25 protein-coding genes are annotated in these 21700 nt (G+C 60.7%); 18 read left to right on the forward strand and 7 right to left on the reverse strand.

Translation table 11 applies throughout. From position 1 onward, the window contains the following. Nucleotides 1–36: 36 nt before the first annotated feature. Nucleotides 37–804 carry a ComF family protein gene (locus CNX70_RS05410; protein WP_096233862.1) on the reverse strand — a complete coding sequence of 256 codons (768 nt, stop codon included), beginning with the start codon at nt 802–804 and terminating at the stop codon, nt 37–39. An 84-nt stretch (nt 805–888) separates the two neighbouring features. Here CNX70_RS05410 and CNX70_RS05415 point away from each other — a divergent pair, with 84 nt between their 5' ends. After that, nucleotides 889–1785, forward strand: a complete 897-nt coding sequence (locus tag CNX70_RS05415; protein WP_096233863.1) for a methyltransferase domain-containing protein — start codon at nt 889–891, stop codon at nt 1783–1785. A 159-nt stretch (nt 1786–1944) separates the two neighbouring features. Here CNX70_RS05415 and CNX70_RS27985 read toward each other — a convergent pair whose 3' ends face one another. Beyond that, complete coding sequence (locus CNX70_RS27985) at nt 1945–2172, reverse strand: hypothetical protein (RefSeq protein ID WP_157750909.1); 228 nt, start codon at nt 2170–2172, stop codon at nt 1945–1947. Between the two features lie 78 nt (nt 2173–2250). Here CNX70_RS27985 and coxB point away from each other — a divergent pair, with 78 nt between their 5' ends. The 6 genes from coxB to CNX70_RS05440 are packed head-to-tail and all read left to right on the forward strand — an operon-like array spanning nt 2251 to nt 6925. After that, nucleotides 2251–3459 (forward strand): cytochrome c oxidase subunit II, encoded by a 1209-nt coding sequence (gene coxB, locus CNX70_RS05420; protein WP_096233864.1) that lies wholly within the window; start codon nt 2251–2253, stop codon nt 3457–3459. A 13-nt stretch (nt 3460–3472) separates the two neighbouring features. Continuing rightward, complete coding sequence (gene ctaD / locus CNX70_RS05425) at nt 3473–5065, forward strand: cytochrome c oxidase subunit I (RefSeq protein WP_071079424.1); 1593 nt, start codon at nt 3473–3475, stop codon at nt 5063–5065. 51 nt (nt 5066–5116) lie between these two features. After that, on the forward strand, nt 5117–5233 hold the full coding sequence (locus tag CNX70_RS28805; RefSeq protein WP_217494223.1) for a cytochrome oxidase small assembly protein: 117 nt from the start codon (nt 5117–5119) through the stop codon (nt 5231–5233). A 1-nt stretch (nt 5234) separates the two neighbouring features. Continuing rightward, nucleotides 5235–5807 carry a cytochrome c oxidase assembly protein gene (locus CNX70_RS05430; protein WP_081344910.1) on the forward strand — a complete coding sequence of 191 codons (573 nt, stop codon included), beginning with the start codon at nt 5235–5237 and terminating at the stop codon, nt 5805–5807. A 9-nt stretch (nt 5808–5816) separates the two neighbouring features. Continuing rightward, the gene (locus CNX70_RS05435) at nt 5817–6023 is read left to right on the forward strand and encodes a DUF2970 domain-containing protein (RefSeq protein ID WP_096233865.1); all 207 of its coding nucleotides are present in this window, start codon (nt 5817–5819) and stop codon (nt 6021–6023) included. Between the two features lie 41 nt (nt 6024–6064). Further along, entirely contained in the window at nt 6065–6925 is an 861-nt protein-coding gene (locus tag CNX70_RS05440) for a cytochrome c oxidase subunit 3 (protein WP_096233866.1), read from the forward strand. A gap of 190 nt (nt 6926–7115) precedes the next feature. On the opposite strand, the gene CNX70_RS05445 is transcribed toward CNX70_RS05440, so the two are convergent. After that, nucleotides 7116–7316: a twin transmembrane helix small protein gene (locus tag CNX70_RS05445; RefSeq protein WP_046683386.1), complete on the reverse strand. Its 201-nt coding sequence runs from the start codon at nt 7314–7316 to the stop codon at nt 7116–7118. Nucleotides 7317–7352: 36 nt separating this feature from the next. On the opposite strand from CNX70_RS05445, the gene CNX70_RS05450 reads away from it, so the two are divergent. The 6 genes from CNX70_RS05450 to CNX70_RS05475 are packed head-to-tail and all read left to right on the forward strand — an operon-like array spanning nt 7353 to nt 12523. Then, nucleotides 7353–8108 carry an SURF1 family protein gene (locus tag CNX70_RS05450; RefSeq protein WP_096233867.1) on the forward strand — a complete coding sequence of 252 codons (756 nt, stop codon included), beginning with the start codon at nt 7353–7355 and terminating at the stop codon, nt 8106–8108. Continuing rightward, nucleotides 8089–8718, forward strand: coding sequence for an SCO family protein (locus CNX70_RS05455; protein ID WP_096233868.1), 630 nt, complete (start codon nt 8089–8091; stop codon nt 8716–8718). Before CNX70_RS05450 ends, CNX70_RS05455 begins: the two co-directional genes overlap by 20 nt. An 18-nt stretch (nt 8719–8736) precedes the next feature. Then, entirely contained in the window at nt 8737–9912 is a 1176-nt protein-coding gene (locus CNX70_RS05460; RefSeq protein WP_096238292.1) for a COX15/CtaA family protein, read from the forward strand. Between the two features lie 29 nt (nt 9913–9941). Beyond that, nucleotides 9942–10811: a heme o synthase gene (cyoE, locus tag CNX70_RS05465; RefSeq protein WP_096233869.1), complete on the forward strand. Its 870-nt coding sequence runs from the start codon at nt 9942–9944 to the stop codon at nt 10809–10811. Beyond that, entirely contained in the window at nt 10808–11401 is a 594-nt protein-coding gene (locus tag CNX70_RS05470; protein ID WP_096233870.1) for an SCO family protein, read from the forward strand. Before cyoE ends, CNX70_RS05470 begins: the two co-directional genes overlap by 4 nt. Before the next feature lie 42 nt (nt 11402–11443). Then, nucleotides 11444–12523: an AI-2E family transporter gene (locus CNX70_RS05475; protein ID WP_096233871.1), complete on the forward strand. Its 1080-nt coding sequence runs from the start codon at nt 11444–11446 to the stop codon at nt 12521–12523. Here the strand turns inward: CNX70_RS05475 and CNX70_RS05480 are convergent. From CNX70_RS05480 to nhaR, 3 genes are all read right to left on the reverse strand, one after another. Further along, nucleotides 12520–13860 (reverse strand): hemolysin family protein, encoded by a 1341-nt coding sequence (locus CNX70_RS05480; protein ID WP_096233872.1) that lies wholly within the window; start codon nt 13858–13860, stop codon nt 12520–12522. The genes CNX70_RS05475 and CNX70_RS05480 overlap by 4 nt on opposite strands. 121 nt (nt 13861–13981) lie before the next feature. After that, the gene (locus CNX70_RS05485; protein ID WP_096233873.1) at nt 13982–15316 is read right to left on the reverse strand and encodes an MFS transporter; all 1335 of its coding nucleotides are present in this window, start codon (nt 15314–15316) and stop codon (nt 13982–13984) included. A gap of 123 nt (nt 15317–15439) precedes the next feature. Beyond that, a complete protein-coding gene (gene nhaR, locus CNX70_RS05490) occupies nt 15440–16354 on the reverse strand; it encodes a transcriptional activator NhaR (RefSeq protein ID WP_096233874.1) in 915 nt (304 codons plus the stop codon). Nucleotides 16355–16469: 115 nt separating this feature from the next. On the opposite strand from nhaR, the gene CNX70_RS05495 reads away from it, so the two are divergent. The 5 genes from CNX70_RS05495 (at nt 16470) to CNX70_RS05515 (ending at nt 19931) form a co-directional block, all read left to right on the forward strand. After that, entirely contained in the window at nt 16470–17543 is a 1074-nt protein-coding gene (locus CNX70_RS05495; RefSeq protein ID WP_096233875.1) for a DUF475 domain-containing protein, read from the forward strand. Between the two features lie 130 nt (nt 17544–17673). Then, the gene (locus CNX70_RS05500) at nt 17674–18249 is read left to right on the forward strand and encodes a TerD family protein (protein WP_071079413.1); all 576 of its coding nucleotides are present in this window, start codon (nt 17674–17676) and stop codon (nt 18247–18249) included. A 72-nt stretch (nt 18250–18321) separates the two neighbouring features. Beyond that, complete coding sequence (locus CNX70_RS05505; RefSeq protein WP_071079412.1) at nt 18322–19017, forward strand: TIGR00266 family protein; 696 nt, start codon at nt 18322–18324, stop codon at nt 19015–19017. A 34-nt stretch (nt 19018–19051) separates the two neighbouring features. After that, complete coding sequence (locus CNX70_RS05510; RefSeq protein ID WP_096233876.1) at nt 19052–19633, forward strand: TerD family protein; 582 nt, start codon at nt 19052–19054, stop codon at nt 19631–19633. 79 nt (nt 19634–19712) lie between these two features. Further along, entirely contained in the window at nt 19713–19931 is a 219-nt protein-coding gene (locus tag CNX70_RS05515) for a YqaE/Pmp3 family membrane protein (protein ID WP_096233877.1), read from the forward strand. 85 nt (nt 19932–20016) lie between these two features. Here the strand turns inward: CNX70_RS05515 and CNX70_RS05520 are convergent, their stop codons facing one another. Continuing rightward, nucleotides 20017–21669 (reverse strand): patatin-like phospholipase family protein, encoded by a 1653-nt coding sequence (locus CNX70_RS05520; RefSeq protein ID WP_096233878.1) that lies wholly within the window; start codon nt 21667–21669, stop codon nt 20017–20019. Nucleotides 21670–21700 lie beyond the last annotated feature (31 nt).

Raw genomic sequence — 21700 nt, forward strand, 5'->3', positions numbered from 1 at the left:
CTCCTTGGGTCTATCTGTATCTAATATATAGCTAAATTAATGCGGCGGCGTGCGCGCCACCACCAATATGCTGACCTTCACCGCCCCCGCGTGCTTGCAGGCGGCGGCCAGCGCGTTGACGGTATGGCCGCTGCTCATTACGTCGTCGACGATGCCTACATGGCATCCTGGCAATAACGCCGCATAGTCCGGCGCGATGGCGAACGCGTGCGCCAGGTTGGCTCGCCGTTCCTGCGGCGCCACGCTGCTTTGCGCCCGCGTATCGCGCACGCGCAGCGCCAGGCGGGGCTGCAAAGGGACGTCCAGCCGGCGCGCCAGCGGGCGCGCGATTTCCAGCGCCTGGTTGAAGCCCCGTTCGGCCAGCCGGGACCGGCCCAGCGGCACCGGGCACAGCAGTTGCGGCGCGTCCCACGCTTGTTGTTGCTGAATAGCAACGTGCAGCAGTTCTGCCAACAGGGGCGCCAGCGCCAGGCGCGCGCCGAATTTCAGCTGCAGCAGCAACTGGTCGACGGGCGCCGCATAATCGAACGCCGTGACGGTAGCGTCATACGCGGGCCTTTGGTGCAGGCAGCGCCCGCACAGCAGCGCCACCTCGATGTCCGCGAGCGGGTTGGCGCACTGGCGGCAGCGGTGGCGCAGTTGCCCCCGTCCTTGCCCGATATACTGCGCGCGGCAGGGCGAACACAGCACCTCCGCGCAGCCGATGCCGCACAGTGCGCACTGGGCCGGCAGCAAGGTGGTGCCCAGCCACTGGCGCAGCGCCTGCCAGGCGGCATCAAGGCGGGGCTGGGTGGCGGTCCGCATCGCGATGGTGTCGTTCCATGTACACTGCCGACATTATCTCACCTCACCGGTTTCAACATGCCAGTTCCCGCCAATCCACCCAAAATGAGTGCGCCCATCGATGCGGTGCAAGTACGCGATTTCTTTTCCCGTCCCGCGCGCGTCGCGCCGTCCGATTTCCTGCGCCGCGAAGTGTCGGCACGCATGCACGAGCGCCTGGAACTGGTGAAAATCACGCCCTTGCGCGTGCTCGACGCCGGCTGTGGCCCCGGCGCGGACCTGGCGCAGTTGCACAAGGATTATCCCGCCGCGCAGATTATCGGTCTCGATGCAGCGCAAGCGATGATGCGGGCGGCGCGCGCGCCCGCGTCGAAACTGGCCAGCCTGAACCAGTTCCTCAGCAAACTCTTGCCGGCCAAGGCGGGCGTGGATCTGCTGTGCGGCGACCTCGGTGACTTGCCGCTGGCGCAGGGCAGCATCGACCTGGTGTGGTCCAACCTGGCGCTGCACTGGCATGCCCAGCCCGACCGTGTGTTTGCCGAATGGCGGCGCGCGCTGCGCCTCGATGGTTTGCTGATGTTTTCCTGTTTCGGCCCCGACACCTTCCGCGAAGTGCGCGACGCGTTTGCCGAGGCGGATTTATATCCGCACGCCTTGCCTTTTGTCGACATGCACGACTTTGGCGACATGCTGGTCGAGACGGGTTTTTCCACGCCCGTGCTGGACATGGAAATCATTACGGTGACCTACGACACGGCGGAAAAACTGCTGGCGGACGTGCGCGCCTTCGGCGGCAACCCGCTCACCACGCGCCGGCGCGGCCTGATGGGCAAGGCCGCCTGGCAGCGCATGTTGGCCGCGCTGGAAAAGAGGCGCCGTCCCGACGGCAAGCTGGGCCTGAGTTTCGAGGTCATCTATGGCCACGCCTTCCGTCCCGCGCCGCGCGTGACGCGCAATGGCGAGGCCATCATCCGCTTCGATTTGCCGCGCAAACCCAAATAAATCGGCAAAGAAACCGACACTTGGTCGCCATCCGCGCATGGACGTTGCAGCAATCGTTGCAAAGCGCGCGGCGGCCGGCAGAAGGGCATGCACAAAGCCGATTATTGCTTGATGGATTCAAGTTTACTTGACTATAATCGTTGACTGTTTGTCAGCTTGCTAAGCCTGAAAAACAAGGGCTGCATACAAAATAAAAAAAACAAAGCAAGACTTATTCGAAGTTACTGCATTAGTATAGTAACCATCTTCCACACGAGGCCATTTCAAGGTGGGGAAGAAAAACAGGGTTCCAGCATGGTTGTCCGTCAGCGTTTTGGCTGCCGCAGCCAGCATGGAATTCGCTGGTGCTTGACGCACATGGCCGTATTCTGGCCGTGTTGCTTTCATGGAGGAGCGGCAGCGGTCCAGTACGGAGAAATCCGCAGCCGTTTAAAATATCATTATTTTTGGGTGGTTGGGGAAAACATGACACATGCAAAGCGACTGCTATCGTTGCTGCTCGGGCTGTCTTTGACAGCGTTTGGCATCGGGCGATGGGCCACGGCGGCACCGGCTGCCAGCACCTATCCCGGCACCGGCGGTCCCGTGCCGTTCGAAATGAATCTGCAGCCGCCGGCGACGCAGATCGCCCATGAAATCTACGATTTGCACACCCTGATGATGATCATCTGCCTGGTGATCTTCGTGGCCGTGTTCGGCGTCATGTTCTATTCCATCTTCAAGCACCGCAAGTCCCTGGGCCACAAACCGGCCACCTTCCACGAAAGCACCACCGTCGAGATCGCCTGGACCGTCGTGCCTTTCCTGATCGTCATCGGCATGGCCCTGCCTGCCACGCGCACCGTGGTGGGCATGAAGGACACTTCGAACGCCGACATCACCATCAAGGCCACCGGCATGCAGTGGAAATGGGGCTATGACTACCTGAAAGGCGAGGGCGAAGGCATTTCCTTCCTCTCCAACCTGGCCACGCCGCGCTCGCAAGTGGGCGCACCTGGCGTGCCACCGACGGAAAAACGCGGCGAAAACTACCTGATCGAAGTCGACAACGAAGTTGTCGTGCCGGTCAACAAGAAGATCCGCGTGGTGCTGACGGCCAACGACGTCATCCACGCCTGGTCCGTGCCCGCCTTCGGCGTGAAGCAGGATGCGATTCCCGGTTTCGTGCGTGACACCTGGTTCAAGGCCGACCATATCGGCACCTTCCGCGGCAATTGCGCCGAGCTGTGCGGCAAGGAACACGCCTTCATGCCCATCGTCGTCAAGGTTGTCTCGGCAGATGACTACAAGGCCTGGGTTGATGTAAAACAAAAGGAAATGGCGGCACTGGCGGATGATCCAAGCAAGGTGTGGACCATCGATGAATTGAAGGTCAAGGGCGAGAAAGTGTATGCGGCCAACTGCGTGGTCTGTCACCAGGCGACAGGCAAGGGCGTGCCAGGGGCATTTGCGCCGCTGGACGGCTCTGCCGTGGTGAACGGTCCGAAATCGGATCAGATCCACGTCTTGCTGAACGGGCAAAAGAGCGGCAAGTATCCCGCTGAAATGCCAGCATGGAAACAGCTGTCCGACACGGAAATTGCCGCAGTGATCACTTACACGCGCAATTCCTGGTCGAACAAGGCCGCAGAGAACATCGTTCAACCAGCCGAAGTCGTGGCTGCACGCAAGTAATTAGGAGCCGCACATGAGTACTAGCACGAGCACCTTGGACCACGCCGGTCACGACCATGCCCACGACCACCCGACTGGCTACCGCCGCTGGCTGTTTGCCACCAACCACAAGGATATCGGTACCCTGTACCTGTGGTTCTCGTTCATCATGCTGCTGTCGGGCGGCGTGCTGGCCCTGATGATACGCACGGAACTGTTTCACCCGGGCTTGCAATTCTTCCACCCTGAATTTTTTAATCAACTGACCACCATGCATGGCCTGGTGATGGTGTTTGGCGCCATCATGCCGGCCTTCGTCGGCTACGCCAACTGGATGATCCCGCTGCAAGTGGGCGCCTCCGACATGGCGTTTGCCCGCATGAACAACTTCTCGTTCTGGCTGCTGCCGCCGGCCGCGCTGTTGCTGGCCACGTCCTTCCTCGTGCCGGGCGGCGCCACGGCTGCCGGCTGGACGTTGTATGCGCCGTTGTCGACGCAGATGGGCCCCGGCATGGATATGGCGATTTTCGCCATGCACCTGATGGGCGCCTCGTCCATCATGGGTTCGATCAACATCATCGTCACCATCCTCAACATGCGCGCCCCCGGCATGACCCTGATGAAAATGCCGATGTTCTGCTGGACCTGGCTGATTACCGCGTATCTGTTGATCGCCGTCATGCCCGTGCTGGCCGGCGCCATCACCATGACCCTGACGGACCGCCATTTCGGCACCTCCTTCTTTAATGCGGCTGGCGGCGGCGACCCCGTCATGTACCAGCACATCTTCTGGTTCTTCGGCCACCCCGAGGTCTACATCATGATCTTGCCGGCTTTCGGCATCGTCTCGCAGATCCTGCCCGCGTTTGCCCGCAAGCCCTTGTTCGGCTATGCCTCGATGGTCTACGCCACGGCCTCGATCGCGATTCTGTCCTTCATCGTCTGGGCGCACCACATGTTTACCACCGGCATGCCGGTGACCAGCCAGCTGTTCTTCATGTACGCGACCATGCTGATCGCCGTGCCCACGGGCGTGAAAGTGTTCAACTGGATCGCCACCATGTGGAAGGGTTCGATGACGTTCGAGACGCCGATGCTGTTCTCGGTGGGCTTCATCTTCGTCTTCACCATGGGCGGCTTCACGGGCCTGATCCTGGCCGTGACGCCGATCGACATCCAGCTGCAGGATACCTATTATGTGGTGGCGCATTTCCACTACGTGCTGGTGGCCGGTTCGCTGTTTGCCCTGTTCGCCGGCTTCTACTACTGGTCGCCGAAATGGACGGGCCACATGTACAACGAGACGCGCGGCAAGATCCACTTCTGGCTGTCCTTGATCACCTTCAACGTGACCTTCTTCCCGATGCACTTCCTGGGCTTGGCCGGCATGCCGCGCCGCTACGCCGACTATCCGGCGCAGTTCACGGATTTCAATATGATCGCCTCGATCGGTGGCTTCGGCTTTGGGCTGATGCAGGTGTACTTCCTGTTCTTCGTGGTCTTGCCAACCATCCGCGGCGGCAAGGCTGCGCCAGCGAAACCATGGGAAGGCGCGGAAGGCCTGGAATGGACCGTGCCGAGCCCGGCGCCTTTCCACACGTTTGAAACGCCGCCGACAGTAAAGTGAGGTATCCCGGGCCGGCGTGTTGCGCGGCCCGTCTTGAATAAAGTGCCTGTCATGACCGAAGTGAAAACTGAGCGTAAAAAACCCAACAACCTGCGTACCGGGCTGATCCTGGCCGCCCTGGCGGCCTTCTTCTTCCTGTCCGTATTCGTCAAGCGCATGTGGCTCTGACGTGACGACGCCCCACCAACAGGAAACACGCGGCCTGAACCGCAAGATGCTGGGCAAGCTGATCGTCATTGCCGTGCTGATGTTTGGCTTTGGCTATGCCCTGATTCCCGTCTACAAGCAGATTTGCGAAGTGATGGGCATCAACGTGCTGACGCAAAAAGATGGCACGGTGGCCTACGACAACAATACGCAGGTCGACACGACGCGCAGCATCACCGTCGAGTTCGACGGCAATGCGCAGGGGCCATGGCGCTTCCGCCCGACTGTCTCGAGCATGCAGGTGCATCCGGGCGAACTGGTGACCGTCATGTATGAAGTGGTCAACACGCAAAACCGCGTCGTCAACGCGCAAGCCATTCCCAGCTACGCGCCGCAGAGCGCCACGCCGCATTTCAAGAAGGTCGAGTGCTTCTGCTTCAAGCAGCAGACCTTGAAACCGCACGAAGCGCGGCAGATGCCGGTGGTGTTCTTCCTCGATCCGGCGCTGCCGAAAGAGGTAAAGACCATCACCCTGTCGTACACGTTTTTCGAGATTGCCGGTCTGAGCCAGGCTCAGACGCCGGCCGTCCAATAGGAGAGTGCCATGGGCAAGCCAGACCAGCCGGAAAAAGCGTCGTTCCTGTATTCGCTGCGCGCCGTCGTGTGGTCATTCACGGGTCTGCGCCGCAAGAGCGATTTCGACACGGATTCGGCCAGGCTCAATCCCGTGCACATCGTCATCGCCGGCTTCCTGGTGGTGGCTTGCCTGATCGGCATATTGATTTCGATTGTTAAATTCGTCGTTTTATAAATTATAAAAAAACCACCCTATAAGTTTTTGAGGAGATGATGATGAGTTCCAACCACGCCGCCGTACCTTATTATTTCGTGCCCGGCCCGTCGCGCTGGCCCATGCTGGGCGGCGCCAGCCTGCTGCTGACCATGATCGGCGCCTCGGCCTGGGTCAACGACGTTTCCTGGGGCCCGTACGTGAATTACCTGGGACTGGCTGGCATCCTGCTGGTGCTGTACTTCTGGTTCAGCGACGCCATCCGCGAATCGGAGCAGGGCCTGTACAGCGAGCGCATCGACCACTCCTTCCGCTGGAGCATGAGCTGGTTTATCTTTTCAGAAGTCATGTTCTTCGCCGCCTTCTTCGGCGCACTGTTCTATGCGCGCAGCATTTCCATGCCGTGGCTGGCCGACCTTGACCACAAGGTGATCTGGCCCGATTTCGCCGCCCAGTGGGGCAATACGGGCCCGGCCGGCACGGTGCAGGAATTTACCACCATGACGCCGTTCTGGATTCCGACCATCAATACGGCCTTGCTGCTGACGTCGGGCGTCACCCTGACGATTTCCCACCACGCGCTGCGCGCCGGCCACCGCGCCATGACGGCGCTGTTCCTGTTTGCCACGATCTTGCTGGGCGCCATCTTCATGGGCTTCCAGGTCTACGAGTACATGCACGCGTATAGCGAACTGAATTTGAAACTGACGTCCGGCATCTACGGCGCCACCTTCTTCATGCTGACGGGCTTCCACGGCTTCCACGTGACTTTGGGCGCCATCATGTTGTCCGTCATCCTGTACCGCGTGCTGAAAGGCCACTTTACGCCCGACCACCACTTCGGCTTCGAAGGCGCAGCCTGGTACTGGCACTTTGTCGACGTCGTCTGGCTGGGCCTGTACGTGGTCGTGTATTGGTTATAATGGCGGGGCAGGGCGCGCGCCGTTGAAGGGTGCGCCTGCAGCATAAAAAAGCCGTACCAGGAGATTCTGGGTACGGCTTTTTTTCTGATAAGGGATTTTTTGCAATAGAGGCAAGAGAATGCTGACGCCAAACCCGTCGTACAGCCGGGGTCGGACCCTCAGGGTCCGACCCCGGTACTTGTCCTTGGGTTCAGTGTATGCCCGTCGGCTGGATGTAGCCCAGATGATGCGCCAGCAGGATCAGCAGGAACAGCGTGATCGACAGCCCCACGCGCAAGGCCAGCGCCTGCACGGTGCGGTTGCTCTTGCCCTTGTCGCGCATGAGGAAGAACAGGGCCGAGCCCAGGCTGCCCAGGATCAGGATGAAGGCGATGGCAACGAGGATTTTCATGGATGGTAGCGCCCGGCTTGAGGAGGTTTCATTGTAATGCGTATCCGCTTCCATTTTAGATGGATTCCATTTGTTGTAATGCTGCTACTGGTGGCCCTGGGGGTCTCTCTGGCGCAATGGCAGCAGCGCCGTGGCGACGAGAAACTCGCCCGCGCCGCCAAACTCGAAGCGGGCAACCTGGCCGCACCGCTGGCATTGACGGCCGCGCCCCTGCGGCCGGCCGATGCGCAAGCGATCGAATACCGCCGCGTCACCGTCACGGGCCGCTTCGTGCCCGCTTGGACGGTGTACCTGGACAACCGCCCCTACAAGGGCCAGGCCGGCTTCCATGTGCTCACGCCATTCCAGATTGACGGTTCCGCCATGCATGTGCTGGTAGCGCAGGGCTGGCTGCCGCGCAACAATGCCGAGCGCACGCGTATTCCCGATTACGCCACGCCGGCCGGCACGGTCACCATCACCGGCATCGCGCGCCTGAACGCGGGTCACGTGATGGAACTGGGCACGGCGCCGGCCCTGGCGCCGCACGCCATCGTGCAAAATGCCGATATCGGCCAGCTGGTCCGGGCCAGCGGCCTGGCCTTGCAGCCCTTCATTCTTGAACAAACAGCTGATCCCGTTGACCCGACAGCGGCGCCAGCGTCCAGCGCGCTTCCCGTGCGCGACTGGCCGGCGCCCGACCTGGGCGCGGACAAGCACCGCGGCTATGCCTTCCAGTGGTACGCACTGGCACTGATGGCTTTTTTATTTTTTGTCTTTACAGGATTTCGACGTGCAAACAAACAACCCTGAAGCAACGCAAGACAACAGCAACAAGCAGGCACAGAACACGGGACGCTGGAAACTGCTGGCCGTGGTGGCCGTGTGCGCCTTTCCCATCATCGCCTCGTATTTCACGTATTACATCATCAAGCCCACGGGCCGCAATAACTACGGCGCGCTGATCGATCCGCGTTTGCACCCGATACCCGAAGCCCAGCTGCAGGTGACGGAACTGGACGGCAAGGCGGCGCCATTGGCGCAATTCAAGGGCAAGTGGGTGCTGCTGCAAACGGGCCCATCCGATTGCCAGGAAGCGTGCAAGAAGCAATTGTTTGACATGCAACAACTACGCCTCATGCAAGGCAAGGAACGCGAACGCCTGGAAAGAGTCTGGCTGGTGACGGACACCCAGCCGCTCGACACCCTGGTGATGCGCGAATATGACGGCACCAGCATGCTGCGCGTGAATAACGACGCCCTGAACGCCTGGCTGCCCGTGGAGGCAGGCGGCAAGACCAGCGACCATTTGTATTTGATCGACCCGCTGGGCAATCTGATGATGCGCTTCCCGAAAGACGCGGACCCGAACAAGATCAAGAAAGACATCGCCAAGCTGCTCAAAGCTTCGGCGATCGGTTGAGGAGTCTGCATGCCGACGATGCATCTCTCCGCGCTGGCCCAGCTGGGCTTGACAGGTTTGCTGGTGGCGTTGCTGCCCTTGAGCATGGTGTGGGTGTCCGCGGACGCCAATAAATACCGCAAGCTGGTGTGGATCGCCGTCTTTTTGACGGTCGACCTGATCATGTTTGGCGGCTTCACGCGCCTGTCCGATTCCGGTCTCGGTTGCCCGGACTGGCCCGGCTGCTATGGCTCGGCCAATCCTTTCCTGGCGCACGAGCATATCGTGGCGGCGGAAACCCTGATGCCGACGGGGCCCGTGACGGTGGTGAAAGCGTGGATCGAAATGACGCACCGCTACCTGGCCATGGCCATTGGCGTCTTGATCGTGGCGATGATGGTGCAGGCGTGGCGCCAGTGGAAGAAAAGCAAACGGCAGGAATTCGCCCCGGCGCTGCCGACGGCGCTGTTCCTGTTCGTCTGCCTGCAGGGCGCGTTCGGTGCCTGGACGGTGACCTTGAAACTGCAGCCGGTGATCGTTACCATCCACTTGCTGCTGGGCATGGGGCTGCTGGCCATGCTGACGTGGCTGGGCGGGCGCCAGGATCATGCCGTCAAGCCTTTGTTGCGCGCCGATGCGGATGCGTCCGTACTGCGCCCCGTGCGCGCGCTGGCCGTCATGTCGCTGGTGCTGCTCACCGTGCAGATCGCGCTGGGCGGCTGGGTGAGCACCAACTACGCCACCCTGGCCTGCACGGATTTTCCCCTGTGCGGCGGCAAAGTCATTCCGGAGATGGATTTTGAACACGGTTTCCATTTGTGGCGCGAGCTGGGCAAGACGGCCGCCGGCCACTATTTGCCGTTTTCCGCGCTGACAGCCATCCACTGGGTGCACCGCAATTTCGCCTTCATCGTGGCAGCTGGCATCGGCTACACCGTGTTGCGCGCGTGGAAACTGCCGTCCCTGCGCGGCACGGCCCGCTGGGTGGCACTGGTGCTGGCCCTGCAGGTGGCCACTGGCCTGGCGACGATTTACCTGAGCTGGCCATTGTCGATTGCCGTCATGCATAACGGCGGGGCGGCGCTGCTCGTGTTGTTGCTGACCATGTTAAACTACAAGGCTAAATTCCAACTCGATGTTGCGCGCACTGTTCAGCGCGCTTGCGCCTCCGCGCCAGTGCCCACGGCACCAGCCAGTCCTTCCCGTACCGCATAAATGACTACTCAGACCATCAGCCGTAAACCATCCCCCGCATCGCCCAGTACTGGGCGCTGACCAAGCCGCGCGTGACGCAACTGGCCGTGTTTTGCGCCGTCATCGGCATGTTCCTGGCCAGCGAGGAGTTGCCAGACTGGCGCGCGGTGGTGTTCGGCACCCTCGGCATCTGGCTGCTGGCTGGCGCCGCGTTTGCCGTCAACTGCCTGGCCGAGCGCGAAATCGATGCGCGCATGGCCCGCACGGCGCGCCGCCCGATGGCCATGGGCGACATTACCGTCAAGCAGACGGTGGTCTTCGCGCTGGTGATCGGCGGCCTGGGCATGGCGATTCTGTACAACCTCGTCAATCCGCTGACCATGTGGCTGACCTTTGTTACCTTTGTCGGCTATGCCTTGATCTACACCATGGTGCTGAAACCGGCCACGCCGCAAAACATCGTCATCGGCGGCCTGTCCGGCGCCATGCCGCCCGCGCTGGGCTGGGCTGCCGTCGCCAACGACGTGCCGATGCAGGCGTGGCTGCTGGTCTTGATCATTTTCGTGTGGACGCCGCCGCATTTCTGGGCGCTGGCCATGTATCGCCGCGACGACTACGCGCGCTCGGGCTTGCCCATGCTGCCCGTCACGCACGGCATGCAATTCACGCAATTTCATGTCTGGCTGTACTCGATCGCGCTGGCGGCCACCACCTTGCTGCCGTTTGCCGTGCGCATGAGCGGCCTGATTTACCTGGCTTCCGCCGTGGTGCTGAACGCCGGCTTCCTGTATTACGCGTGGAAAATGTACCGCCACTACACGGACTTGATCGCGCGCAAAGCGTTTACGTATTCCATCATTTACCTGGCATTGCTGTTCGCGGCCTTGCTGGTCGACCACTACATTCCCCTCGGCATATGAAAAAATATCTGACCCTGTTGTTGGCGGCCGCCCTGGTCGCCGTCCTCGCCGGCTGCGGCAAGCCTGCCGCACCGAAGCTGGAATTCAAGAATACGGACGTGACTGGCCTCGGCTATGCGCGCGAGTTCGCGCTGACGGACCACACGGGCCACCCGCGCACCCTGGCCGACTACAAGGGCAAGCTGGTGCTGATGTTCTTTGGCTACACGCAATGCCCGGACGTCTGTCCCACCACCATGGCCGACATGGCGCAGGTGATGCAGGCAATGGGCCCGCAAGCGGAGCAGGTGCAAGTGCTGTTCGTCACCGTCGACCCCGAGCGCGACACGCAAGCCTTGCTGGCGCAGTACGTACCCGCCTTCGACAAGCGTTTCGTCGGCCTGTATGGCGATGCGGCCGCGACGGCCAAGGTGGCCAAGGAATTCAAGGTGTATTACGCCAAGGTCGAGGGCGAAACGGATAGCAGCTACACGGTCGACCACACGGCCGGCACCTATGTGTTCGACCGCGACGGCAAGATCCGCCTGTTCGTGCGTCACGGCGAAAAACCTGCCGCCATCGCGCACGATCTTAAACTTCTGCTATCCTGATCCGGTCGCGCCCCCAGGCGCCATCTTCAGGATTTGCAGTACATGGACAAACGTTTCGAGCCCCACGCCCGCCTGGCAGCCATCATCTTCTTGCTGATAGGCTGCTTTTTCGTCTTGCGGCCTTTCCTGGCCGCCATGCTGTTTGCCGCCTGCGTGGGCATTTCCAGCTGGCCTTTGTATCTGCTGCTGCTCGATCGCCTGAAAGGCCGGCGCAACTGGGCGGCCGCCATCATGACCTTGTCCCTGGTGCTGGTCATCGTGCTGCCGCTGGCCCTCGTCACCTACAACCTGGCCGACAATGTCTCGCGCGTGTACGAGCAGATCCGCGTCGCGCTGGAATCGGGCGGCCTGCATCCGCCGGCCTGGCTGGCCAGCATCCCCGTGGTGGGCGAAACCATCGATGGCTACGTGCGGCGCTTGCTGGAAGACCGCGAGGAATTATTAAGTTTGGGTAAGACCATGCTGGAGCCGGCGCGCCATTTCCTTGCTTCCGGCGGCATCTTGCTGGGTACGGGCCTGGCGCAGACCAGCCTGGCCGTGTTCGTCAGCTTCTTCCTCTACCGCGATGGCCAGCTACTGAGCCGTGCCTTGATGACGGGCGCCAGCCGCATCATCGGCGACAGCGCGCCGGGCGTGGGCCTGACCATCAGCCGCACCGTGCGCGGCGTCATGTATGGCTTGCTGGGTACGGCGCTGGCGCAGGCGCTGGTAGCCGTGGTGGGTTTTTTGATCGCTGGCGTGCCGGCCGTAGCGTTGCTGGGCGTGGCCACCTTCATCTTTTCGCTGATCCCCGTGGGCCCGCCCCTGATCTGGGGCGGCGCCGCCATCTGGCTGTTCAATGACGGCCAGACGGGCTGGGGCATCTTCATGCTGGTGTGGGGCGGTTTGCTGATCAGCGGCGTGGATAACGTGGTCAAACCCATGCTGATCAGCCGCGGCAGCAGCCTGCCGTTTTTGCTGGTGCTGCTGGGCGTGCTGGGCGGCGTGCTGGCCTTTGGCTTCGTCGGCATTTTTATTGGCCCGACCCTGCTGGCGGTGCTGTACAGCTTGCTGCAAACGTGGACGGTAGGCGAAACCACCATGCCACAGGGAAAAGATACGCTGACCTTGAAAAAAGATTAATCGCGTAAGTCCGCATCCAGATCCCGCTCCTGCTTGGGGATCACCTTGATCAGTACGATGCGGGGCCCGTTCATCTTCTTGACGACGATGTCGAAGTCGACAAAGGTGATGCGCTGGCCCTGCTTCGGGATGTCCCCCAGCTTGACCATGATCAAGCCGCCCACCGATTCCACATCGTCCAGCCCCAGTTCTTCGTTTTCGATATCGATGCCGAGGATGCGTTCGAGCGAGAAGATGGGCAGGCTGGCCTTGCCGATCAGGGTGCCGTCGCTTTGCTTGAGCCAGTCGTTTTCATTGCGGCGGAATTCATCACGGATTTCGCCCACCATGGCGCCGAGCAAGTTATCCAAGGTGATGAAACCCAGCGGGCGCTTGCCCTTTTCGCCGATCAGGGCGAAGTGGGGCGCGCCGTCGCGGAAACGGCGGAACAGTTCCAGCGCCGGCGTGCGCGCGGAAATGATGTCGACGGGACGCAAAAACGGCGTGAGCGAGGTGATCGGTTTGCCCGCCTGCTGGGCAAAGAACAGGTCTTTCAGGTGCACCACGCCCAGCACGTCGTCTTCATTCGTGTCGAAATACGGATAGCGGCTGAAGCGGTTGCGCAGCACCGTGTCGAGGTTTTCTTCCACGGTGTTTGACGCGTACAGGGCGATCACTTCATTGATCGGGCGCATCAGATCCGACACCGTCATCTGTTCGAAATCGAGCGATTGCGCCAGGATGTTGCGCTCGTCGCGCGTAAATTTTTCGCCGGGCTGGCTGGTGCGCAAGATCAGTTTGAGTTCTTCGGACGAGTAATGGGCATCGTGGCCGCCCTTGCCGGACAGACCCGCCATGCGCAGCACCCAGTTGGCGCTGGCGTTGAGCAGGTAAATGGCCGGATACATGGCCCAATAGAAACCATACAGGGGAATGGCGCTCCACAGGCCGACGGCTTCCGGGTTGCGGATGGCCATCGATTTTGGCGCCAGTTCGCCCACCACAATGTGCAGGAAGGAAATGACGCTGAAGGCAACGACGAACGAGACGCCGTGGATCAGTTCTTGCGAGGTGACGCCGATGGCGCCGAACACGGGTTCCAGCAAGCCGGCAAACGCCGGTTCGCCGACCCAGCCCAGGCCCAGCGATGCCAGCGTGATGCCCAGCTGGCAGGCGGACAGGTAGGCGTCCAGCTGGCCATGCACCTTGGCCAGGATGCTGCCCCGCAATCCCTGTGTCTTGGCGATGGCGCGGATGCGCGTGCGTCGCAATGTGACGATGCCAAACTCGGCGGCAACAAAAAAACCGTTCAGCGCGACCAGGAAGAGGGCGAGCAGGACTAGCAAGACATTGTGCATGGGGGCGCGGAAGATGGGCTGTCAAAACGTCATCTTAAACGACGAAGGGCGCCATAGCCTAATTTTTGCCGCGCACGCCGCCCGTGCAGGCGCGCGCGCGCGGTGGTTTCCCCACGCTTTTTCAGCTGTTGGCCGCCGTTTGCGGTCCGCCGCGCATGGCAAAGACCATGACGGCCGAGACGATGGCGGGGATGGCAACGACGAGGAAAATCGTGCTGTTGGGCCAGTTCAGGCGGATCAGCTCGCCACCGAGCACGGGGCCGATGATGGAGCCGATGCGCCCGATGCCCAGGCTCCAGCCGATGCCCGTCGAGCGCAAGGTGGTCGGGTAGTAGCTGGCCGCCAGGGCATTGACGGCCGGCTGGCCGCCCACCACGCAAAAGCCCGCGATGAAAATCGTGATGAAGAGGAAGGCCAGCGACACGTCGGGACGGCCGATCAGGGCAATGGCGACTGCGGCGACGAGGAAGCACGGCAGCAGGATGCGGCGGAAGCTGGAGCGGTCGATCAGCTGGCCCATGACGAGGGTGCCGATGGTGCCGCCCACTTGCAGGGCTGTGCCTGCCAGCACGGCGTTGGCCGTGGACAGGCCCGCTTCCTTGGCGATGGTGGGCAGCCAGTTGGAGAGGAAATATAAATTAAGCAAGTTCATGAAGTTGATGACCCACAGCAAGATCGTCATCTTCGCGCGGCCGTCCGTAAACAATTGCAGCACGGGCGCGCCCTTGTGTTCCTTCTCATGCACGACGTATTGCGTGTCGGCCGTGATGCTCACCGTCGGATCGATGCGCTTGAGCCACTGCGCCACCTTGTCCAGCTTGCGTTTCTTCAATACCAGGAATTGCATCGATTCCGGCAGCAGGAAGAACATCAGCACGCCGATCACCAGCGGCACCACGCCGCCCACGTAAAACACGGATTGCCAGCCGAAGGCGGGAATCAGCGCGGCGGACAATAATCCACCGAGCACGGCGCCCAGCGTAAAGCCGCACGAGACCAGCATCATCAGGGTGACTTTCTTGCGCAGCGGGCTGTATTCGCCGGCCAGCGCCATGGCGTTCGGCATCACGGCGCCCAGGCCCAGTCCCGTGATGAAACGGATCAGCTGCAATTGCTCGATGTTCGTCGCCAGCGGCGTGACCAGCATGCACAGCGAAAAGAAGATGGTCGAGCCGATCAGCACGGGGCGGCGGCCGAACTTGTCGGCCGTGATGCTGAAGACGAGCGAGCCGACCAGCATGCCCAGCAAGCCCGCGCCAAACACGGGGCCCAGGTTGGCCTTGCTGACGTGCCAATCGGCAATGATGGCGGGCGCCACATAGCCCATCGCCTGTACATCGAAGCCATCCATGATGACGCATAGCCCGCACAGGATCAGCATGCCGATCTGGAAGGAGCCGATCTTGTTGTTATTGATGAGATCGGGAATATCGATCGTCTTGCCTGCCGTGGACATGGTGCCGCTCCTGTTTTTTATGGTGGTCGCGCCCTTCCGGCGAGGGACAGGCGCGTGTTTGTCTCAGGCTTCATTACAATCGCTTTTGATTGATTATTCAAACGTTATTTTCGAATGGATTTATCAGGTTTCCTTGTGAATCTTCGGGTGACTCTGGATGGCGGCCAGGATCACGTCCAGCGCCGGATGCATGATCTTGCGCTCGTTCGAAATCACATAAAACTGCTCGCGCAGGGACGAGGCGTCGCCCACCAGGACGGCGCCGAATTGCTCCTCGATCTCGCCGGCCAGGCTGGCCGAGGCGAAGAACAGGCCCAGGCCCTTGCGGCCAAACGCGTTGAGCATGGCGTTGTCTTCGAATTCACCGACCACGTCGGGGCGCACGCCTTGCTGCACCATCCATTCGTCGATGCGACCGCGCAGGGCGTTATTGCGCGCGGGCAGCAGAAATGGCGCGCCGTGCAGGCTGTGCGGGAAATTGTCGCGGTATTGCTCGGCCAGCGCGGGGATGGCGAACAGCTTCATGGCGCTTTCGCCCCACAGGTGGCTGGAGACGCGCAGGCTGGCGCCGGCCGGCACGGCGCGGTCCGTCAATACCAGGTCCAGCTTGTGCAGGGCCAGGTCGGCCAGCAAGGACTCGAATTCATCTTCCAGGCACACCAGCTTGACGGGCTTGTCCAGGCTGCGCGTGGCGTCGAGCATGCGGTAGGCCATCAGTTTTGGCAAGGAATCGGAAATGCCCACCGTCAGGCGCATCTTTTCTGCATCCGTGTCGGCCAGCGCTTCCTGCATCTGTTCGCCCAGCAAAAAAATCTGGTCTGCGTAGCCGAGCGCCAGGCGGCCCGCTTCCGTCGGCACCAAACGCCGTCCCTGCGGCTGCAGCAGCGACCTGCCCAGCTCCTTTTCCAGCAAGGCCAGCTGGGTGCTGATGGTTTGCACGGCCAGGCCCAGGCGCTCGGCCGCGCGCGTCACGCCGCCTTCCTTGGCGACCACCCAAAAGAAGTACAAATGGCGGTAATTGAAACCGGTGGTTTTCATCGTGTGCGCCTATCTTCTGTTTTTACGAAGTAATACTTCCATTATCTTCCATTTTTAAATGTGTCACATGTCCTTATACTACGTTTCATTGAATTGGGATAAAAGGGAACTATCGATGAAACATTTCAGAGTGTCATTTCTAGTGACATTTATCTGCCTGGGCATTTCTGCCTGGTGGGGTTACACGCACGGTGGCGTGTCGACCATGCTGTCGGCATTGGGCATCGCGGTGATCCTGAGCGTGATGGAAGTCTCGCTGTCGTTTGACAACGCGGTGGTCAATGCCTCGGTGCTGAAGAACTGGGACAAGTTCTGGCAGAACCTGTTCCTCGGCGTGGGTATCATCATCGCCGTGTTCGGCATGCGTCTGCTGTTCCCGCTGGTCATCGTGGCGCAAGCGGCGGATTTGGGCTTGCTGGAAGTATGGAATCTGGCCCTGAGCAATCCGGAACAGTATTCGATGCACCTGACAAATCACCACGCGGAAGTGGCGGCTTTCGGCGGCATCTTCCTGCTGCTGGTGTTCCTGAACTTCCTGCTGGACTCGGAGAAAGAAACGCACTGGCTGGGCCGTATTGAAGAAAAACTGGGCGCGCTGGGCAAGATCTCGTCGATTTCCGTGATGATCGCGCTGGGTACCCTGATGGCCAGCCTGTCGATGATCGACGAAGGCCAGAAACTGGTGGTACTGACGGCTGGCCTGTGGGGTATTTTGACCTACGTGGGCGTCGATGTGATCAGCGGCTTGCTGGAAGGCGATAACGGCGATGGCAACATGGGCGACATCATCAAGCGCGGCGGTATTGGCGGCTTTCTGTACCTGGAAGTGCTCGATGCATCGTTCAGCTTTGACGGCGTGATCGGCGCGTTTGCCATCACCAAGGATGTCGTGATCATCATGCTGGGCCTGGCAATCGGCGCGATGTTCGTGCGTTCGATGACGGTGTTCCTGGTGCGCAAGGGCACGCTCGACGAGTTCGTTTATCTGGAGCACGGCGCGCACTATGCGATCGGTATCCTGGCCGTGATCATGTTGGTCAGCATGAAGTTCCACATTCCCGAGATCTTCACGGGTCTGATTGGGGTGGCCTTCATTCTCGCCTCGCTGTGGTCGTCGATCCGCTACAAGCGCAGGATGGCCCTCGAAGAAGGCCAGACGCAAGCGCTGGAGCCGGTCAAGGCAGTGTAAAGAATGCGCGGCAAACGACTACACCCGTTTGTCGGCAAGTTGTAGCAAGCGTCGCTGCCGGCCTGGGGAGTCAGGCCGGTGGAGGGCGCCAGGTGTTTGGTCATACACAACCCATTAGGAGAAATACATCATGGCAATCAGTCTGCAAAAAGGCGGCAACGTCAACCTGAGCAAAGAAGCCCCCGGCATTTCGAAGATGATCATCGGCCTGGGCTGGGATGCCCGCGCCACTGACGGCGCCGCATTCGACATCGACGGTTCGATCTTCCTGCTGAAGGCCGACGGCAAGGTTCGCGCCGACGTCGACATGATTTTTTACAACAACCTGAAATCGAGCGACGGTTCCGTCACCCACTCGGGCGACAACACCACCGGCGCTGGCGATGGCGATGATGAAACCGTTATCGTCGACCTGGCCACGGTGCCAGCCGAGATCGACAAGATCGCCGTCTGCGTGACGATTCACGATGCCGAAGCGCGCAAGCAAAACTTTGGTATGGTATCGAAGGCGTACGTGCGTTGCGTGAATGCCAACGGCAACACGGAAATCGCCCGCTTCGACCTGTCGGAAGACGGTTCGGCGGAAACGGCCATGGTCTTCGGTGAAATCTACCGCAATGGCGCCGATTGGAAATTCAAGGCCATCGGCCAGGGATATAAAGGCGGCCTGGGCCCACTGGCAGCGTCTTTCGGTGTCGGCGTCTAAGTAGTCAATAGCAAAGGCGGTCCGCTGTGCGGGCCGCCCCCATCATTACTGAGTTGAGGAAGGAACAGTCAGATGCCAGTTTTTAGTATTACCGGGGATGTCGACCCGTTCCTGCATGTGTCGCTTGCCAAGGGCGAGAAGATTTATTGCGAATCCAACGCGATGGTGATGATGGAAACCAATCTTGAGCTGAAAGGCAAGATGACCGGCGGCATCGGCGCTGCGCTGATGCGCACCTTTGCCAACGGCGAATCGTTCTTTCAGCAGCATATCGAGGCCATGCGGGGCGACGGCGATTGTCTGCTGTCACCCACCTTGCCCGGCGCGATGCGGGTGCTGGATGTGGGCGCCCAGCAATACATGATCAGCGACGGCGCCTTCGTGGCGGCCAGTGCTGGCGTGGAATTGAAGGTGCGCACGCAAAGCCTTGGCAATGCGCTGTTTGCCCAGAGCGGTGGTTTTTTCATCACCGAGACGGCAGGCAGTGGCCAGTTGGCGGTCTCCGGTTTTGGCGCGATGTCGATACTGGAAGTGACGCCTGGCAAGGACGTGGTGATCGATAACTCGCACGTCGTGTGCTGGGATAACCGCCTGCAATACGAAATTTCCATGACGACCGGCAGCAGCGGCGGCTTTCTGGGTAACCTGATCAATAGCCAGACCAGCGGCGAGGGCGTCGTACTGAAATTTTCAGGCACGGGAAAAATCCTCGTGTGCTCGCGCAACCGCGCAGCCTTCCTCGCCTGGACGCAAAGCAAGCCGGCGTAATCAAGCAGTAACTAACTTAACAGGAGCTATGCGTATGTCTGTCAATTTGAGCAAAGGCCAGAAGATTTCTCTGGACAAAGAAGCTGGTGCCACCCTGACCCGTATCACCATGGGCCTGGGCTGGGATGCGGTCAAGACCAAGGGTTTCCTCGGCTTCGGTTCGAAGACCGAAGCCGTCGACCTGGACGCGTCGTGCGTCATGTTCGACGAGAACAAGAGCACGTCCGACATCGTCTGGTTCCGCCAGCTGAAAAGCAAGGACGGCAGTGTCGTTCACACGGGCGACAACCGCACGGGCGCGGGCGAGGGCGACGACGAACAGATCAATGTCGATCTGTCGACAGTGCCGGCGCACGTGAAAAGCTTGGTCTTCACCGTCAACAGCTTTACTGGCCAGAACTTCTCGCAGGTGGAAAACGCCTATTGCCGCATCTTGAATGCCAGCAATAACCAGGAAGTCGCGCGTTTCAACCTGTCTGTGCAAGGTTCCCACACGGCACAGATCATGGCCAGGCTGTACCGCCATAACGGCGAATGGAAGATGCACGCCATCGGTGAAAACGGCAACGGTCGCACGTTTGACGACTTGATGCCGCAGATTACCGTGCATCTATAAGGAGCAGTACGCAGCGGGCGGGGGACGGACCGGATACCGGCCCTTGTCCGCTGCTCTAAGTTTAGGAGAGTATGTCGTGATGCGATTGCTGATAGCCTTGCTACTTCCGTGTCTCACGTTTTTCATGCTGGGGCGCCCGCTGTCCGGTGCCGCCGCCTTGATCTTGCAGTGCACTGTGATCGGCTGGGCGCCGGCGGCCCTGTGGGCCCTGCACACGGTGAACCAGCATAAAACGGAGCAGGAACTGGAAGGTGCATTAAGCCGCAGCTACATGCGCAGGCGTAGTCGCTTGATTTAAGGTCGATTGATTTAAATCAACCGGGCGCTTGGAATCCTTGCGCTAAAGCCCGCACGAGCGATCATGCGGGTTTTTTTGCGCGCGCTCACTTCTTGCAGCGTATCGGCACGTTCACGGAATTGCCATCCGAACTCAGGTTGCGGTACTGCAAATCTTCACTTTCGATGGCGAAGCGGGGCACGGCATGCACGTAGCGCTGCTTGCAGACGGTATCGTCATTGATCAGCTGGCCCGCCAGCATGTAGTCGCACAGGGCGAAGCGCGATTCTTCGTCGTCGAGGATCAGCACGCGCGCGGCGCTGTACAGGGCCGCTTGCAAGACGTCCGGGCTGCAGTTTTCCGGGCCCGTCAGCTTCAGATGGGTTTTCGTTTGCGTGGCCAGGCGTTGCAGCTTGACGAGGGCGGCGCGCTCTTCCTTGCGCGCGCCATCGACTTGCGCATCGCCGCTGGACAGGCGCAGCGCCAGCGAGGCGATCTGGTCGATGGAAATATGCCAGGCAAAGCCTTCCAGCCGCGTGCGGATCTGGCCCGGCAAGGGATCGGCCGCATCGACTTCGCAGCGGTACTGGCCCAGATGGGGCCGGCACAGCACGGGAATGGCAAAGGCCGAGGTACGTTTTCCCTTGACGAATTTCTGGCTCAGGTCGCCGAAGTTTTCATGCGTGATGGTATCGAAGCGGGCTTGCCCAAAGCCCATCTTGACGAGATTTTCCTTGCGCTGGCGCGAAAACAGGGCGTCGACGGCATCGTAGATATTCTTGTTGAAGATGCGGTCCAGCGGCTGGCGTTCGTCCGACATCTTTTCAAAGACGGCGCTGGAATTGGGCGCGTTGGCATCGATGGCAATGAGGATGAAGGGCTTGCTGTTCAGGCGGGGCGGCACGATGGCCATGTCGTTGCCGTACAGCTGCGTCAGGGCCACGTCCCACAGGGTTTCCACGCCCAGGTTATCGGCCGCGCCGCCGTCGAACAGGTGCACGTAGGACGGCGATTCGCGCGATTCGGAACCGAGTTCCGGCACGAAACTGTTTTTCGGGCGGAAACGCTCGAAGGTGACGGAATCGAACACGCCGGGAAAGGCGGCCGAGGTGGCCACGGCCGTGGCCAGGCGGATATCCTGGATCGGTGAATGCAGGGTGCCGTAAAAATACTCATAAGAAAACACCACGCGCTTGCCGCCATCGGTGGCGTCCGTCGCGTTGGCCAGGAAGATGGGGCCGTCGTGCGGCAAGTCCTGGTAGGTTTTCTTGTCGTACAGCACATCGTCCAGCACGTCGGACAGGAACGAGGTGCGTGTCTTGTTCGTCAGCAACATCGTCGTCAGGTTGGCCGGTTTCAAAATGGTCTGGCCGAAGAAATCCGTTTTGAGTTTGCTGCGCAGCAAGGGCCAATTTGTTTGCTTGCCATGCAGCGCATAGTAGCCGCCCGCGATGGCGCCGCCCGAGACGCCGGAGATGGCCGAGGCGCCGCTGACGAGGCCAAACTCTTCCAGCTGCTCCAGCGAGGCGGCCGAGAAATTGGCGGCGCGGCTGCCGCCGCCGGACAGGGCGATGCCGATGAAGTGGTCGTTGGGCATCGGATTCTGGATGCGTGCCTTGGGCGCATCGATGCGCAGGCGTGGGGTTTCCTGCACGGTAAACGTGCGGTTTTCGACGCCGCTGTTGGGGCGCAGGGCGAGTACCGTGCAGCCGCTCAGCAGTGCAACGAGGACAAAGGGTGCGAACAAGCGTGGATGCATGCGTGATCTGTGCGTAGTCAGGGGTTGGGAT

This window comes from Janthinobacterium svalbardense, assembly GCF_002327145.1.
GTDB lineage: Bacteria > Pseudomonadota > Gammaproteobacteria > Burkholderiales > Burkholderiaceae_D > Janthinobacterium > Janthinobacterium tructae.

Coding starts and splice junctions, on each gene's coding strand:
- CNX70_RS05410 (WP_096233862.1), bottom strand. CDS start 804: ATGCGGACCGCCACCCAGCCCCGCCTTGATGCCGCCTGGCAGGCGCTG.
- CNX70_RS05415 (WP_096233863.1), top strand. CDS start 889: ATGAGTGCGCCCATCGATGCGGTGCAAGTACGCGATTTCTTTTCCCGT.
- CNX70_RS27985 (WP_157750909.1), bottom strand. CDS start 2,172: ATGAAAGCAACACGGCCAGAATACGGCCATGTGCGTCAAGCACCAGCG.
- coxB (WP_096233864.1), top strand. CDS start 2,251: ATGACACATGCAAAGCGACTGCTATCGTTGCTGCTCGGGCTGTCTTTG.
- ctaD (WP_071079424.1), top strand. CDS start 3,473: ATGAGTACTAGCACGAGCACCTTGGACCACGCCGGTCACGACCATGCC.
- CNX70_RS28805 (WP_217494223.1), top strand. CDS start 5,117: ATGACCGAAGTGAAAACTGAGCGTAAAAAACCCAACAACCTGCGTACC.
- CNX70_RS05435 (WP_096233865.1), top strand. CDS start 5,817: ATGGGCAAGCCAGACCAGCCGGAAAAAGCGTCGTTCCTGTATTCGCTG.
- CNX70_RS05440 (WP_096233866.1), top strand. CDS start 6,065: ATGAGTTCCAACCACGCCGCCGTACCTTATTATTTCGTGCCCGGCCCG.
- CNX70_RS05445 (WP_046683386.1), bottom strand. CDS start 7,316: ATGAAAATCCTCGTTGCCATCGCCTTCATCCTGATCCTGGGCAGCCTG.
- CNX70_RS05450 (WP_096233867.1), top strand. CDS start 7,353: ATGCGTATCCGCTTCCATTTTAGATGGATTCCATTTGTTGTAATGCTG.
- CNX70_RS05460 (WP_096238292.1), top strand. CDS start 8,737: ATGCATCTCTCCGCGCTGGCCCAGCTGGGCTTGACAGGTTTGCTGGTG.
- CNX70_RS05470 (WP_096233870.1), top strand. CDS start 10,808: ATGAAAAAATATCTGACCCTGTTGTTGGCGGCCGCCCTGGTCGCCGTC.
- CNX70_RS05475 (WP_096233871.1), top strand. CDS start 11,444: ATGGACAAACGTTTCGAGCCCCACGCCCGCCTGGCAGCCATCATCTTC.
- CNX70_RS05480 (WP_096233872.1), bottom strand. CDS start 13,860: ATGCACAATGTCTTGCTAGTCCTGCTCGCCCTCTTCCTGGTCGCGCTG.
- CNX70_RS05485 (WP_096233873.1), bottom strand. CDS start 15,316: ATGTCCACGGCAGGCAAGACGATCGATATTCCCGATCTCATCAATAAC.
- nhaR (WP_096233874.1), bottom strand. CDS start 16,354: ATGAAAACCACCGGTTTCAATTACCGCCATTTGTACTTCTTTTGGGTG.
- CNX70_RS05495 (WP_096233875.1), top strand. CDS start 16,470: ATGAAACATTTCAGAGTGTCATTTCTAGTGACATTTATCTGCCTGGGC.
- CNX70_RS05500 (WP_071079413.1), top strand. CDS start 17,674: ATGGCAATCAGTCTGCAAAAAGGCGGCAACGTCAACCTGAGCAAAGAA.
- CNX70_RS05505 (WP_071079412.1), top strand. CDS start 18,322: ATGCCAGTTTTTAGTATTACCGGGGATGTCGACCCGTTCCTGCATGTG.
- CNX70_RS05510 (WP_096233876.1), top strand. CDS start 19,052: ATGTCTGTCAATTTGAGCAAAGGCCAGAAGATTTCTCTGGACAAAGAA.
- CNX70_RS05515 (WP_096233877.1), top strand. CDS start 19,713: ATGCGATTGCTGATAGCCTTGCTACTTCCGTGTCTCACGTTTTTCATG.
- CNX70_RS05520 (WP_096233878.1), bottom strand. CDS start 21,669: ATGCATCCACGCTTGTTCGCACCCTTTGTCCTCGTTGCACTGCTGAGC.